A 14030-nucleotide genomic window follows, 5' to 3' on the forward strand; every position below is an offset into this window, starting at 1 on the left:
TTCAAAACGCGTATCAGCCGAGTCGCGCGCCGTCAAACACTCGGTCTTAATAAAATCTTGGTGAAGTATCCCTATGGTCGACGAAAGCATTGATCGTAGTAGGCATAGTAGCCCGTACGGGGTACTTAAAGTTCTTGGAAGCACAGGTTGCGATGGAAGGAGGAGATTCCCGCCTGAGACGGTTGACATCGGAGAGCGGCCCCGGCATCACCCTCAGGTCTTTCTGCACCATGATCGCCGTGAGGAGTGGGATCCTGACTGACGTCTCAAAGCTCCGCCCGGGGCGCTGTTTCCCCTTCTGGAAGCGCGCAGCCGTGGGCGCCTTCGCGACCGGTACCGTTCTCTGCGCATCGGCGTCGACTGCCGTCAATTCCGTCCATTCGACGCCCGCATGGCCGTCCGTATCTCAACCGCCTATCGCCGCCGCGCTCTCCCTCCCGGGCGCTGACGGTGACGCCAACCCGGCGGACGTCCCGGAGGGTGCGTCGCCCGCCGATCTCGATGCCGAGCAACGTTCCGAGCCGTTCGGCGAAGATGGCGTGGATGAGAATGAAATGTACGACGCACCGGCCGCCGGGGAGCCGGAAGCGCAACGCGTTCACCGGCTCAGCCGCGGCGATACGTTGACGGGCGTCCTGGAGGACCTGGGCGTCGGTCGCGATGATGCGCAGGCCGCGATCGCCGCGCTCCGCGGCCTCTTCGATCCGCGCCGCATTCGGGTCGGCCAGAACATTACCATCGATCTCGAACCCATGGCCGCGGGCGAGCCGGCGCGCCTGTCCGGATTGCGGTTGGCGAGCCGCTTTCCCGCCGAGGTCGGGGTGCGGCGCGTGCACGATGGCGGCTTCGTCGCCTTTACGGACATGGTCCCGGTGTCTCGATCCGGCTATGGGGCGGCGGCGACAATTCGCTCCAGCCTCTTCGCGGCGGGCCAGCAAGTCGGGATCCCGACGTCGGTGCTTGCCGAGGTCCTCAAGATGTACGCCTGGGATGTAGATTTTCAGCGGGACGTCCAGCGCGGCGACCGGATCGAGGTGCTGTTCGAGCAACTGACATCCGAGGACGGTACGCGCGTCGGCGCCGGCCGCGTCGTGGCCGCGGCACTGACGGTGAAGGGTGAGCGCAAGGTCCTGTATCGCTTCACCACTGACGATGGCGTCGTCGACGTTTATGATGCCGATGGACGTAGCGCCCGCAAGGCCCTGATGCGGACCCCGGTCGACGGAGCGCGTTTGTCGTCCGGCTATGGCATGCGCCGGCACCCGATCCTCGGATACAACCGCATGCACCGCGGCATCGATTTTGCCGCGCCGACCGGCACGCCGATCTTCGCCGCCGGCGATGGCCGCATCACCGAAATCGGCCGCAAGGGCAGCTACGGCAAGTACATCCGCATCAAACACAACGCCGGCTACGCCACCGCCTACGCCCACATGAATGGTTTCGCGCGCGGTCTCAGCCGTGGCTCCCGGGTCAAGCAGGGCGACGTTATCGGTTATGTCGGCAGCACCGGGCGCAGCACCGGTCCGCACCTGCATTACGAGGTGTCGCTGAACGGCCGGCAGATCGACCCGGCCACTCTGAAGCGACTGCCCGGCCGCGCGTTGACGGGCCGCGCCCGCGAGCGGTTCCAAGCGCTGGTCGCCGACAGCGAACGCCACCTCGCCTCCCTCGTGCCGGGCGCCGGCGCGGTAGCGCTCGAAAGCACCGACAGCGATTTGCGCGCGGCGGCCCGACCTCCTGCGTCGATGCCGCCCGCTCCGACCCCGCGTCCGAAGTCGCTGCTGGCAGGGCTGTAGGCCGCAGCGCGCCGTCTGCTTCGAACGCCGAGCGCCGACCCGAGCCGGGTCGGCCTGAGCGGCGCGTGTTGCGGCTGCGGACTCCGCCGCGTAGGCTGGGGCGTCATGTTCCCGTTCCGCACAACGGTTTCCGCCAACGCTTCGCCGGTCGTGACGATGAGTCTGATCGTCGTCAACATCGGCGTCTATTTTCTGCAACTCGGACTGGCGCCGCGCGCGGCGCGCGAGTTCATCATGAGCTACGCGTTGATCCCCGCGGTGTACGGTCATCCCGCCGTGGCGCGCGCCTACGGCCTCGACCCGACCAACTTTCTCCCGGTCATCTCCAACACCTTCATGCACGGCGATGCCCTGCACCTCATCGTCAACATGTGGACCTTGTGGCTGTTCGGTCTGCCGGTGGAGGATCGCCTCGGCCCCTGGCGCTTCCTCTTGTTCTACCTCGTCTGCGGTGTCGCCGGCAGCGTCGCCCACCTCGCCTTCAACCTCGATTCAGCCGTGCCGGTGCTGGGCGCCTCCGGCGCGATCGCCGGACTGCTCGGCGGCTTCGCGCTGATGCACCCGCGCGCCAAGGTCGCCGTCATCCAGCCGATCTTCTTCGTCTTTCCGCTCGTGTTCCACCTGCCGGCGCTGGTCTTTACCGGCATCTGGTTCGCGTTTCAGATCCTCGGCGGCTGGACGACGTTCGGCGGCGGCGCGGCCGGCGGCGGCATCGCCTGGTGGGCGCACATCGGCGGCTTCGTCGCCGGCCTGGCGATCGCCTTGTGGCTCACCCGCCCACCCCGCCACCGCGGCCCCTGGTCGCGGACACGGTAACCATCCCGCCTTTCGCCATGCTCAGCATGGGCAAGCGCGCCGAACCATCAGCGCGAATATCCTCCCTATGCCGCCTCCGCCCGGACACCGTTGATGACCAGGCCGCCGTCGCCGGCCGACACGTGGGCGGTCTCCCCCTCCGCCAGGCGCCCTTCCAGGATCAGGCTGGCCAGCGGGTTCTGAAGGTGGCGCTGGATCACCCGCTTCAGGGGCCGGGCGCCGTAAACCGGATCGTAGCCCTGCCGCGCCAGCCACGCGACCGCCGCCGGATCGAGGTCGAGCGTGATCTTGCGGTCGGCGAGCAGCGACTTCAGGCGCTGCAACTGGATCTCGACGATGGTATCCAAATGCTCCGGGAACAGCCGGTGGAACAGGATGATTTCGTCGAGCCGGTTCAGGAACTCCGGGCGGAAAGCGCCACGAACCAAGGCCATTACCTGATCGCGCACCTCCTCCGAGTCGTGCCCCTCGGCCTGGTGGGCGAGAATGTCGCCACCGAGGTTCGAGGTGAGCACGATCATGGTGTTGCGGAAATCGACCGTGCGTCCCTGCCCGTCCGTCAGCCGCCCGTCGTCGAGCACCTGCAGCAAGACGTTGAAGACATCCGAGTGCGCCTTTTCCACTTCGTCGAACAGAATGACCTGGTACGGCCGGCGGCGCACCGCCTCGGTCAGGGCACCACCCTCGTCGTAGCCGACGTAACCGGGCGGCGCGCCGATCAGGCGGGCGACCGAGTGCTTCTCCATGTACTCCGACATGTCGACACGGACCATCGCCGTCTCGTCGTCGAACAGGAACTCCGCCAGCGCCTTGCACAACTCCGTCTTGCCGACGCCGGTGGGACCGAGAAACAGGAACGAGCCGATCGGCCGGTTGATGTCCTGCAGGCCTGCCCGCGACCGGCGCACGGCCTGGGCGACCGCAGTCAGCGCCTCGTCCTGGCCGACCACGCGCTTGCGGAGATTGTTCTCCATCTGCAGCAGCTTCTCCCTCTCGCCCTCCAGCATCTTGTCGATCGGGATACCGGTCCAGCGGGACACCACCGACGCGACGTGCTCGGCGGTCACCGCTTCTTCGAGCATGCGGTGCTGCTCGACCTCTTCGGCGGCCTTGATCTTCGCTTCCAGTCCGGGAATGACGGAGTACTGGAGCTGCCCCGCCTTCTCGTACTGGCCGTCCCGCAGGCACTTCTGCACCTCGAAGCGCGCCTGCTCCAACTCCTCCTTGAGCTTGGTGGCGCCGGCCATGGCTTCCTTTTCGGCGCGCCATTGGGCGGTCAGCTCGTTGGATCGCGACTCCAGCTCGGCCAGTTCCTTCTCCAGCTTCTCGAGGCGGTCGTGGGACGCCCGGTCGGTCTCCTTCTTCAAGGCTTCGCGCTCGATCTTGAGCTGGATGATTCGGCGGTCGAGTTCGTCAATCTCTTCGGGCTTGGAATCCACTTCCATGCGCAGGCGAGACGCCGCTTCGTCCATCAAGTCGATGGCCTTGTCGGGAAGGAATCGATCCGCAATGTAGCGGTTGCTCAAGGTCGCAGCGGCAACGGTGGCGGCATCGGTGATGCGCACCCCGTGGTGCAACTCGTACTTTTCCTTGAGACCGCGGAGGATCGAGATAGTGTCCTCGACCGTCGGTTGCGACACGAACACCGGCTGGAAGCGCCGCGCCAGCGCCGCGTCCTTCTCGACATGCTTGCGGTATTCGTTCAAGGTGGTCGCGCCGATGCAGTGCAACTGGCCACGGGCGAGCGCCGGTTTCAGCAGGTTCGATGCGTCCATCGCCCCCTCGGCGGCGCCGGCGCCGACGATGGTGTGCATCTCGTCGATAAACAGGACGATATCGCCCTCCTGGGCCGACACCTCCGACAGCACCGCCTTGAGCCGTTCCTCGAACTCGCCGCGGAACTTGGCGCCGGCGACCAGGGCGCCGAGGTCGAGGACCATCAGACGCTTGTCCTTCAGCGTTTCCGGCACGTCGCCCTTGACGATGCGCTGTGCGAGCCCCTCGACGATGGCGGTCTTGCCGACGCCGGCTTCGCCGATCAGGACGGGATTGTTCTTGGTGCGCCGCGACAGGACCTGAATGGTCCTGCGGATCTCCTCGTCCCGGCCGATGACCGGGTCGAGCTTGCCGTCGGCGGCTGCGGCAGTCAGATCGCGAGCGTATTTCTTGAGGGCGTCGTAGGTGTCTTCGGCAGTGGCGCTGGTCGCCGAGCGCCCCTTGCGCAGCTCTTCGATGGCGCGATTCAGGTTCTGCGGGGTCAGACCGGCTTCGGCCAGCACCTTGGCCGCCGGCGTCCCTGCCGCCAACGCCAGCGCCAGCAGCAGCCGCTCGGCGGTGACGAAGCTGTCGCCGGCCTTTTCGGCGATCTGCTCCGCCTGATCGAACAGACGCGCGCCTTCCGGCGCCAGATAGACCTGACCGGAGCCGCCGGAAACCTGCGGCAGCTTGCCGAGTTCCAACTCCGTCCCCTTCAGCGCCCGCGCCGGGTCGCCGCCGGCGGCGCGGATCAGGTTCGCGGCCAAGCCTTCCTTGTCATCCAGCAGCACCTTGAGAAGGTGCAGCGGCGTCAACTGCTGATGATTGCTGCGCAGCGCCAGGGTCTGCGCCGACTGCAGAAACCCCTTGCAGCGCTCGGTATATTTCTCGAGATTCATGGTGACACCTCTCCGATCCGACAGGATCCGGCGTCCCTTGGCGCGGCAACGCAAGACCCCTAAGTTTCTGCGGTTACTCGAGTTTTAGATATGTTCCGGCGTGGCCGGTCTGCAAGCGATGCCGGTGGGGCGGCCAAGGGCCAAACGGTTGCGTCAGCCGGAACCAATTCTGTCCGCCTCGAGATCATTGGCGCCAAGCGCTCGAGAATAAAGCGGACATGACGATACGAAAGGGCGGCGACTGACATGATTACGAGAAGACGCATGCTGAAGACGGCGTCGACCGCCGGCCTGCTGCTGGCGGCTCAAGGGTTGCTTCCGGCCTGGGCGCGCAATGTGGCCGGCGCCGTGCCGGCCTCCGGTCCCCGCACCGGTCCGCATGAATTCGACCTCACCATCGCCGAGACGCCGATCACGATCGACGGTCGTACCGGCTCCGCCATCACTCTCAACGGCGGCGTTCCCGGGCCCCTCATGCGCTTCAAGGAGGGCGAGACGGTGACCATCCGCGTGCACAACCGCCTTCCGGAGGATACCTCGATCCACTGGCACGGGATTCTGCTGCCATTCCAAATGGACGGCGTGCCGGGAGTGTCCTTTCCCGGAATCCGCGCCAACAGCACGTTCACCTATGAGTATCCCGTCAAGCAGTACGGCACCTACTGGTACCACAGCCACACCAGGCTTCAGGAACAGCTCGGCCACTACGGACCGATGATTATCGATCCGGCAAATCCCGACCCGTTCGCGTACGACCGCGAGCACGTCATCGTGCTTTCCGACTGGATGTTCGAGGACCCCTACCGGGTGTTCGCCCAGCTCAAGAAGATGAGTCACTACTACAACTTCCAGAAACGCACTGTTGGCGACTTTTTCGAGGACATCGCCACTGCGGGTCTTGGCGCGACGCTCAAGGACCGCGATGCGTGGGGCCGGATGCGGATGGACCCCACCGACATCGCCGACATCACCGGCGCCGTCTACACCTATCTGATCAACGGCCACGGCCCCGAGACGAACTGGACCGGCCTGTTCACGCCCGGCGAAAGCGTGCGGCTCCGAGTCATCAACGCCTCCACCATGAGCTATTTCAACGTGCGCCTTCCAGGGCTGCCGATGACGGTGGTGCAGGCGGACGGCCAGAACGTCGAGCCGGTCGAGATCGACGAGTTCCAGATCGCCGTGGCCGAGACCTATGACGTGATCGTCCGCCCTGAGTCCGATCGCGCCTACACGCTGTTCGCCGAGTCCCTCAACCGCAGCGGCTACGCGCGCGGCACCCTCGCCCCGCGCGAGGGCATGGCGGCGCCGATCCCGCCGCTGCGCCCGCGGCCGCTGCGCACCATGGTCGACATGGGGATGGACATGAAGGACATGGACATGGGCGGCATGCAGATGAAGGACACCGCCCCGCCAGGGATGGCGGGCGGCGGTCATGCAATGCCCGAAGGCGGCCGGATGGACCACGCCGGACACTCGTCCATGGGCGGCCACGGGGCTGAGCATGGCGGGCGGGTCGGCAGCATGATGGAGGAGGCGGGGCCCATCGTCGCCCGCCACGGCCCCGACACCCACGGCCCCGGCAACACCACAATCGCTCACGTCGAGCGCAATCGGCTCGCTGAGCCCGGCACCGGCCTCGAAGACGTCGGTCACCGGGTCCTCGTCTACACCGATCTCAGGTCCGTCACGCCGTTCAACCAGCGGCCGGCGGAGCGGGAAATCGAGATCCACCTCACCGGCAACATGGACCGTTTCATGTGGTCGTTCGACGGCAAGAAGTTCAGCGAGGTCAAGGCGCCGATCCCGTTCCGCCACGGCGAGCGGCTGCGCCTCATCATGGTGAACGACACCATGATGGAGCACCCGATCCACCTGCACGGCATGTTCATGGAACTGGAGAACGACCACGGGCAATACATCCCGCGCAAGCACACCGTCAACGTCAAGGCCGGCGAGCGCATGTCGCTCTTGATCACCGCCGATGCGCCCGGCCGCTGGGCGTTCCACTGCCACCTGCTCTACCATATGGAAATGGGGATGTTCCGGGTGGTCGAGGTGTCGCCGCACGAGGGCCGGGCATGATGATCTTGCGACGATGCGGCATGCTCGTCTCGGGTGCCTTGCTCATAACGGCGGCGGCGGGACAGGCGAGCGCTCAGCAGACGCCGGACGGCGCGCCTGCCGGTTGGCCGGAGCCCGTCATGGACTCGCAGATCTTCACATTCTTCATGGCGGAGCGAAACGAGTACCAGATCGACGACGACAACCAGTTCTACGTCTGGGACGCGCAGGGCTGGATCGGCGGCGACTACAACAAGCTGTGGCTGAGGACCGAGGGCGAATACGTCCTCGACCAGGGCAAGCTCGAGGCCGCCGATCTGGAGGTGCTCTACAGCCGCACCATCACGCCGTTCTGGGACGCCCAGATCGGCGTCCGCTCCACCTTCGAACCAGCCCAGGCGTGGGACGGGGTGGTCGGCGTTCAGGGCTTGGCGCCCTATTTCTTCGAGGTCGAGGCCACCGCCTACGTCAACGATGAGGCCCTGCAGTTCACCCTCGAAGGCGCCTACGACCTGCTCGTTACGCAAAGGCTCATCGCCGAGCCGCGTGTCGAGGTCAACCTCTCCACCCACGACATCGAGCGCCGGGATGTGGTTAGCGGCTTCTCCGAACTCGAGGCCGGGGTGCGGCTCCGCTACGAGATCATCCGCGAGGTCGCGCCCTACGTCGGGTTCGAATACGTGCGGGACGAGGCAGCCGAGGACGACAAGGACAGCCTCCGCTTCGTCACCGGCCTCCGCCTCTGGTTCTAGTGCTCAGGCGGACGCTAAGGCTTGCTCTTCGCGGCGCGTCTGCGGTCGGCGCGCACGGCGGCGAGCGACACGATGTTGTTCGCCGGGGTGATGGCCAACGAGCGCGACGGTGCCTCGACGGAGCATGTGCCGACCGGCCCGCGCGTCGTGGAAGATCCCGACTCGCCGAGGCGGCGGTCCGACAACCGCCGACGCTCGTCGCTCCTGCGGCGATCCAGTGACGTTCCTTCGATCCAGCGCAACAGGCCGCTGACTTCGGCGGCCGGGCGGCGGCGGTCGGCGACACAGCGCCGATCGCTTCCGCAGCGGTTGTCCGGGATCGGCGGTTGCGGAGCGGCGGCGCTGGGCCGGCGCATGCTCGGCGTCCGGATTGGGCGCTTGGGGGGGCCGAACACCTGACGTAACCTCTCCGTGCTCGATCGCATGCGGTCGGCGTTGGCGAGCGAGGTCGCCATGGCGCCGTCGATGTCGGCGAGGGCCTTTTGCAAACGGCCAATATCGCGGCGCAACGACTCCGAGTGCGCCTGAAGCCGGGCGGTCACGTCCGCGAGCGCTGCCGCCGTATTGTCGCGCCTGCCGTCGGTGCCGTTGTCCACGTTGGTTTTACCGAGGTTGCCATTGCCGCCGGTGATGGTCCCGGCGTTGTTGCTGCCCTGCGGGGGGCCTTCGCTGACGCCCCCATTGTCCATTGCCACTGCCTGCGCCCCTTGTTATGACCTCGGCTTCTTATTGAATTGATCATATCGTGAAGCCACGGCGCTGGCGAGAAGAAAGTTACTGCAGGTTGTAGTTTTCGCGGAGGTTCCCCCACAGGTCCGATTCCCGGGCAGGAGCGGTTTGGCGCGTCATGGTCCGACCGAGCCGCCGACGACCGGGACTGAGACGAACTGAATCAAGGAGATGGAGCGCCATGACGGTGTTGATCACGGGAGTGGCCGGGTTCATCGGCTCCCAGACGGCGGCGGCGCTTCTCGACAGGGGGGAGACGGTGGTCGGCATCGACAACATGAACGACTACTACGAGGTGACCCTCAAGGAAGCGCGCCTTGCCCGGCTCGAAGACCGCGTCGGCTTCACGTTCGCCAAGATCGACATCGCCGACCGCGACGCCGTCCATGCGGTGGTGGCGCGGCATCCCGACATTACCCGGGTCGTGCATCTGGCGGCGCAGGCCGGGGTACGCTACTCGCTGGTCAATCCCTACGCCTATCTCCGCTCCAACATCGACGGCCACGTGGTGCTTCTGGAAGCCTGCCGCACGCTCCCCCGGCTGGAGCACTTCGTCTACGCGTCGTCCTCGTCGGTCTACGGCGCCAACACCGATCTGCCATTCTCCATCGACGACCAGGTCGACAGGCCGGTGTCGCTCTACGGAGCGACGAAGAAGGCGATGGAGGGTATCAGCCATGCCTATGCCCATGTCTACGGGTTGCCGCTGACCGGCTTGCGCTTTTTTACGGTGTACGGGCCGTGGGGCCGGCCCGACATGTCGGCGTTCATCTTCACCCGCGCGATTCTGGCGGGCGAGCCCATTCCGGTGTTCAATCACGGCGACATGCACCGGGACTTCACCTACGTCGACGACATCGTCGCCGGCATCGTGGCCTGCCTCGACCGGCCGCCGCCGGCCGCCGACGGCGCGGCGCCGAACCGGATCTACAATCTCGGCAACCATCGCTCCGAGTCGCTTATGGATTTCATTCGCACCATCGAGGCGGCGTTGGGGATCAAGGCGACCCTGGATCTCCTGCCGATGCAAGTGGGCGACGTCAAGGAGACGTTCGCCGACATCGAGGCGTCGCGCCGCGACCTCGGTTTCGAGCCCCGGACCAGCATCGCCGACGGCATTCCCCGCTTCATCGCCTGGTACAAAGACTACTACCGGGTATAGCGCATCGCTGTTCAGGTTCGCTGGTTGCCCGGCCGCAGCGGCGGCGGAGCACCGGCGCCGATTCCGGCAGCGCCCGAGGCAGCGGCCAAGGGCTCCGACGGCCGGTTCTTGTCGGGCCGGTCCTTGTCGGGCCGGTTCTTGTCGGCATTGGAGAACACGAAGCGGCCGAACAGGACGCAGCCTTTCATTCCCGGGTCGCACGGCCGCCCTTCGACGCGCCGGCAGCGGCCATCGACCTCGTGCGGACATCCCCAACCGCTCATCGCGAACTCCAGGACTTGCGCAGCAACGGCGCGTTTTCTGTCAGAGCACCCTGACGACGCCGGATACCGCCCGGTCGATCGCCACGATTACACTGCCGAACAGCGCCTCCAGCGATGATCCGTACGCCTGGAGACCGCCGAAAGCCGCGACGCCGACGAGGGACGCGATGAGCCCGTATTCGATGGCAGGTCCGCCCCCTTCGTCCGCCAACAGCTTGCCCAGCACCGCAACAACCATGTCCCGTCTCCTTATTGTCCGTCGGACCCTGTCCCGATCCGGGCCCCGCGCCGGATCGAAAACTGCATCTTATAGATGCATTTTAGGAGACTTTGCACCTTCTTGTCCACCCCCAATACGGTCCCACGACGGTGTGCCGGAGGCGAGGACACCGCTCGGGAGGGGCCGCTACTGCAGGTCGAGGGCGTAGGCCTTGAGATCGGCGAACCGGACGATCTCCAGCGACGCCTCATGGGTGGCGGCGAGCACCACTCGCGGCGCCATACCGGCGTCGAACGCCTCCTGCCAGCGCGCCGCGCACAGGCACCAGCGGTCCCCCGGCTTCAGGCCCGGAAAGGCGGACCCCGGCGCCGGCGTCGACAGGTCGTTGCCGCGGGACTTGCTGAACGCGAGGAAGTCCGCTGTCACCTCTACGCACACGACGTGCAGTCCCAGGTCCTGCGGTCCGGTGTCGCAGCAACCATTGCGGAAAAAACCGGTCATCGGCGTCGTGCTGCACGGCTGCAACGGCTCTCCGAGCACGTTGCGGCTGTCGATCATCGGGATGCGTGTCGTCTGGTCCATGGCGGCCTTACCTGCTCGAGTGTCAGTGGCAAAAGGGTAGCATTATGAGGCTTCTGCGGCGGAACGTTCGAAGCCTGTGGCAAGTTGGAATCCCGCTGCCAGTGCCTCCGTGTTGAGATCAAGAAACTTCGGCGGAGTTTCATCCCGCAGCACCGCCTCCAGGGACGTCTGCCCGCAGAGCCCGCTGACCGCCGCGAGGCAGCCGAGCGCTACCATGTTGGCGACCCGATCCGAACCCAGGGCCCGCGCCGTCTCCGCGAACGGCAGCATACGGACGACGCCGGCGCCCGAGGGGCCCGCCCTGACCCGCGTCTTGTCGCACAGCACCAGGGAGCAGGGCGCGAGCGCGAAGTCGGAGGCGCCGGCGGCGACGTCGTCGAGGATGACCAGGTAGTCGATGCGGGTGACCAGCGGATAGCCGACATCGCCGACGCCAACCACGAGATCGGAGCGGCTGATGCCGCCGCGGGAGGTGGGCTCGTAGCTCTGCGACTGCGCGATGCACCTGCCCGCGCGCACCAGCGCCTCGGCGAGGACGCTCGCCGAGAGCTGCAACCCCTGGCCGCCGGATCCGCTCAACCGGATCTCCACGGTCCCGTGGACGTCGTTCCCGCTGATTCCGCTCATCACACTTGTTCCGCTCGCTGCTCCCGCAGGACTAAGGCATAATCCGGTCATTCGCCACGTCAAATATGATGGCTCGAGGATGCGCCGCCGCCATGTCCGATTGACGATCGTCATGGACCCGACGGCGGCGCGGCCGACACATGGGCCTCGAGGCGCAGTGACAACCTTCGGCAGCGGGATGCGACGATATGCAGCAGATGAGCGGGTCCGAGGTCGGCCGGATGCTCCATGAAGAGCATGAAGCGACCCTGTCGGTTCTGAACGAGTTGGAGGGCATCATCCTCGACCGCGCCCCCGACCAGCCGATGGACGTCGAGGACCCTGACGATCGCGGCCATCTCGAGCGTCTCATCCATGTGATCGATCGCGACGTCAATCGTCACTTCTCGTTCGAGGAGGAAGTGCTGTTCCCCATCCTGCGGCAACGGGGCGCAGGGGACATGGTGGACCTCCTCACCCACGAGCATCAGGCGATCCGGCCGCTGGCCGGAGGGCTCGACATCATCGTCCGCGACGCCCTCGACGCCGGGTTCGATGCCGCCTCGTGGGGCGAGTTCCGCGATCAGGTCATGGAATTGATGGAACGGGAATCGTTCCACATTCAGAAGGAAGAGATGGGACTGATCCGCGCCCTCAACGTCCTCGTCGACGCCGAGACGGATCAGGAGCTCGCCGCCCGCTACAAGGACTATACGCCTTAAAGGCCCACCGGTTCATCTCCGAAAGCTCAGCAGCACGGCTTTTCACCGCCAAGCGCGCTGCCGCCGGCGCCGACGGTCTATGGTTCGGCGCCGATCCCGCGTAATATGCCGGCAGCCGGACTGCCTCGCATTTGCAGCAAGAGGCAGGCCATCGCCGTGCACGGCAGGAACGCGCTGAGACAAGAGGACGCCGGTGAACAAAGAGGTCATGGCCGAGGTGTGGCGCTGCCCGCTGTGCACGGGTCTGCCCCCCGAGTGCCTTGCGAAGCTTGATGGTCATGTCACCACCAGCCGCCACGTCTCCGGCGATCTTCTGTTCAGCAAGGAGATGCCGGCGGACCGCCTGATCATCGTGCTGGAAGGCCACGTCATCCTCTACCTGGACGATGCCGGCTCCCGCAATCGCATCGCCCGCATCGTCGCCGCAGGAGAAACCTGCGGCGAGGCGGCCATCTGCGGCCTCGGCACCTATGGGGTCACAGCCGAAGTGCTGGGGCCGACGCGGATCGCGGCAGTTTCGGGGGCGGCTCTCTGCGACGTCCTGGCCGAGCGCTTCGATCTGATGCTTCGGCTCTTGACCGTGCTCTCCGTGCAGCTTCGCGCTCTCATCCGCGAGATCGCCGATCTGAAGATGAAAAGCGCGGCGCAGCGGCTGGGGCTCTACCTGCTCGGGCTGACGGATGTGCAGCGCGGCCCCGCCCGCGTCCAGTTGCCGTACATGAAGCGGCTGATGGCCGAGGCGTTGGGCATGCAGCCGGAGACCCTGTCGCGCGCGTTCACCAAGCTGCAGGCGGTGGGCGTGCGAACGGACAGCGACGACAACGCCTGTGCCATCGATGATGTCGCGGCGCTCCGCCATTTCTGCAAGGACGCAAGCGTGGAGGCGGAGGATGCCCGCGCCGGCGGTCCGCCGAATCTGCCCCATGGCGCAGGCCGCGCGGGGGTGCGGGCGTCGGGACATGGCGATCCCCCTTCCCGCACCCACCTCAACGACGCCGACTTCGACGTCGTTCGTCATGCGCCGCTGTTTGCCGGCCTCGCCGCCGACGAGTTGGCCGACCTCGTCGACGGCGCCGGTATTCATGTGTCGGCTAAGCGCCAGCACATTTTCTCGGCCGGCGATCCGGCCGACGCGTTTTTTGTTGTCCTGGAAGGCGCGGTGAAGCTGTTCGTGCTGAGCCCGGAGGGCTGCGAGACCATCATCGAGGTCGTCCGCGCCGGGGCCACGTTCGCGGAGGCGGCGATCTTCGCCTCCGCCGGCTACCCGGTTCACGCCGAGGCTTTCGAGGATACCCGTCTGCTTCGGATCCATCGCCACGACTTCCTCGCCAAGCTCCGGCGGAACCCGTCGCTGGCGCTGCAGATGTTCGTCTCGCTCGGGCAATGGCAACTCCTCTTGATGGGCGAGATGTGGCAATTGAAGGCGCAGACGCCGGCGCAGCGCCTCGCGTGGACCTTGCTCAAGCTGACCACGGCCTGCTCAGGCCCGGCGACCATCACGCTTCGCGATCCCAAGAGCGTGGTCGCGGCGAGGATCGGCATCACCCCGGAAAGCCTGTCCCGCGCCCTCACCCGCCTCGCCAACCTCGGCGTCGAGACGCGTGGCAACGAGATCACCATCGCCAGTATCGAGGACCTGCGGCGGTTTGCGGGACTGTGAA

The 14030-nt window shown here is 66.2% G+C and carries 13 protein-coding genes; 7 read left to right on the forward strand and 6 right to left on the reverse strand.

Annotated elements, in window-relative coordinates; translation table 11 throughout:
* Positions 1-314: 314 nt before the first annotated feature.
* Both IPM60_11475 and IPM60_11480 read left to right on the forward strand, forming a co-directional pair.
* Positions 315-1799, forward strand: coding sequence for a M23 family metallopeptidase (locus tag IPM60_11475; protein ID MBK8908488.1), 1485 nt, complete (start codon positions 315-317; stop codon positions 1797-1799).
* A gap of 105 nt (positions 1800-1904) precedes the next feature.
* On the forward strand, positions 1905-2615 hold the full coding sequence (locus IPM60_11480; protein MBK8908489.1) for a rhomboid family intramembrane serine protease: 711 nt from the start codon (positions 1905-1907) through the stop codon (positions 2613-2615).
* A 65-nt stretch (positions 2616-2680) separates the two neighbouring features.
* Here the strand turns inward: IPM60_11480 and clpB are convergent, their stop codons facing one another.
* Positions 2681-5269, reverse strand: coding sequence for an ATP-dependent chaperone ClpB (gene clpB / locus IPM60_11485; protein ID MBK8908490.1), 2589 nt, complete (start codon positions 5267-5269; stop codon positions 2681-2683).
* 246 nt (positions 5270-5515) lie between these two features.
* Between clpB and IPM60_11490 the strand changes: the two genes are divergently transcribed.
* Both IPM60_11490 and IPM60_11495 read left to right on the forward strand, forming a co-directional pair.
* Entirely contained in the window at positions 5516-7354 is a 1839-nt protein-coding gene (locus tag IPM60_11490) for a copper resistance system multicopper oxidase (GenBank protein MBK8908491.1), read from the forward strand.
* A complete protein-coding gene (locus IPM60_11495) occupies positions 7351-8085 on the forward strand; it encodes a copper resistance protein B (protein MBK8908492.1) in 735 nt (244 codons plus the stop codon). The genes IPM60_11490 and IPM60_11495 overlap by 4 nt, the downstream gene beginning before the upstream one ends.
* Positions 8086-8099: 14 nt before the next feature.
* Here the strand turns inward: IPM60_11495 and IPM60_11500 are convergent, their stop codons facing one another.
* The gene (locus IPM60_11500; protein MBK8908493.1) at positions 8100-8780 is read right to left on the reverse strand and encodes a hypothetical protein; all 681 of its coding nucleotides are present in this window, start codon (positions 8778-8780) and stop codon (positions 8100-8102) included.
* 215 nt (positions 8781-8995) lie between these two features.
* Here IPM60_11500 and IPM60_11505 point away from each other — a divergent pair, with 215 nt between their 5' ends.
* Positions 8996-9976 carry an SDR family NAD(P)-dependent oxidoreductase gene (locus tag IPM60_11505; GenBank protein ID MBK8908494.1) on the forward strand — a complete coding sequence of 327 codons (981 nt, stop codon included), beginning with the start codon at positions 8996-8998 and terminating at the stop codon, positions 9974-9976.
* Positions 9977-9987: 11 nt separating this feature from the next.
* On the opposite strand, the gene IPM60_11510 is transcribed toward IPM60_11505, so the two are convergent.
* From IPM60_11510 to IPM60_11525, 4 genes are all read right to left on the reverse strand, one after another.
* Positions 9988-10239, reverse strand: a complete 252-nt coding sequence (locus IPM60_11510; protein MBK8908495.1) for a hypothetical protein — start codon at positions 10237-10239, stop codon at positions 9988-9990.
* 40 nt (positions 10240-10279) lie between these two features.
* Positions 10280-10477, reverse strand: coding sequence for a Flp family type IVb pilin (locus IPM60_11515; protein ID MBK8908496.1), 198 nt, complete (start codon positions 10475-10477; stop codon positions 10280-10282).
* A 168-nt stretch (positions 10478-10645) separates the two neighbouring features.
* A complete protein-coding gene (locus IPM60_11520; GenBank protein MBK8908497.1) occupies positions 10646-11017 on the reverse strand; it encodes a DUF2237 domain-containing protein in 372 nt (123 codons plus the stop codon).
* A 66-nt stretch (positions 11018-11083) separates the two neighbouring features.
* Positions 11084-11668 carry a 2-oxoacid:acceptor oxidoreductase family protein gene (locus tag IPM60_11525; protein MBK8908498.1) on the reverse strand — a complete coding sequence of 195 codons (585 nt, stop codon included), beginning with the start codon at positions 11666-11668 and terminating at the stop codon, positions 11084-11086.
* 197 nt (positions 11669-11865) lie between these two features.
* Between IPM60_11525 and IPM60_11530 the strand changes: the two genes are divergently transcribed.
* Positions 11866-12369 carry a hemerythrin domain-containing protein gene (locus IPM60_11530; GenBank protein MBK8908499.1) on the forward strand — a complete coding sequence of 168 codons (504 nt, stop codon included), beginning with the start codon at positions 11866-11868 and terminating at the stop codon, positions 12367-12369.
* Positions 12370-12562: 193 nt separating this feature from the next.
* Positions 12563-14029 (forward strand): cyclic nucleotide-binding domain-containing protein, encoded by a 1467-nt coding sequence (locus tag IPM60_11535; GenBank protein MBK8908500.1) that lies wholly within the window; start codon positions 12563-12565, stop codon positions 14027-14029.
* The last annotated feature ends 1 nt before the right edge of the window (position 14030 follow it).

Source organism: Rhodospirillales bacterium (assembly GCA_016710335.1).
GTDB lineage: Bacteria > Pseudomonadota > Alphaproteobacteria > Rhodospirillales > Defluviicoccaceae > JADJXQ01.

Excerpts from the sequence above, each read along its gene's own strand:
- IPM60_11480 (MBK8908489.1), top strand. The coding sequence starts at position 1,905 with ATGTTCCCGTTCCGCACAACGGTTTCCGCCAACGCTTCGCCGGTCGTG.
- clpB (MBK8908490.1), bottom strand. The coding sequence starts at position 5,269 with ATGAATCTCGAGAAATATACCGAGCGCTGCAAGGGGTTTCTGCAGTCG.
- IPM60_11490 (MBK8908491.1), top strand. The coding sequence starts at position 5,516 with ATGATTACGAGAAGACGCATGCTGAAGACGGCGTCGACCGCCGGCCTG.
- IPM60_11495 (MBK8908492.1), top strand. The coding sequence starts at position 7,351 with ATGATGATCTTGCGACGATGCGGCATGCTCGTCTCGGGTGCCTTGCTC.
- IPM60_11505 (MBK8908494.1), top strand. The coding sequence starts at position 8,996 with ATGACGGTGTTGATCACGGGAGTGGCCGGGTTCATCGGCTCCCAGACG.
- IPM60_11510 (MBK8908495.1), bottom strand. The coding sequence starts at position 10,239 with ATGAGCGGTTGGGGATGTCCGCACGAGGTCGATGGCCGCTGCCGGCGC.
- IPM60_11515 (MBK8908496.1), bottom strand. The coding sequence starts at position 10,477 with ATGGTTGTTGCGGTGCTGGGCAAGCTGTTGGCGGACGAAGGGGGCGGA.
- IPM60_11520 (MBK8908497.1), bottom strand. The coding sequence starts at position 11,017 with ATGATCGACAGCCGCAACGTGCTCGGAGAGCCGTTGCAGCCGTGCAGC.
- IPM60_11525 (MBK8908498.1), bottom strand. The coding sequence starts at position 11,668 with ATGAGCGGAATCAGCGGGAACGACGTCCACGGGACCGTGGAGATCCGG.
- IPM60_11530 (MBK8908499.1), top strand. The coding sequence starts at position 11,866 with ATGAGCGGGTCCGAGGTCGGCCGGATGCTCCATGAAGAGCATGAAGCG.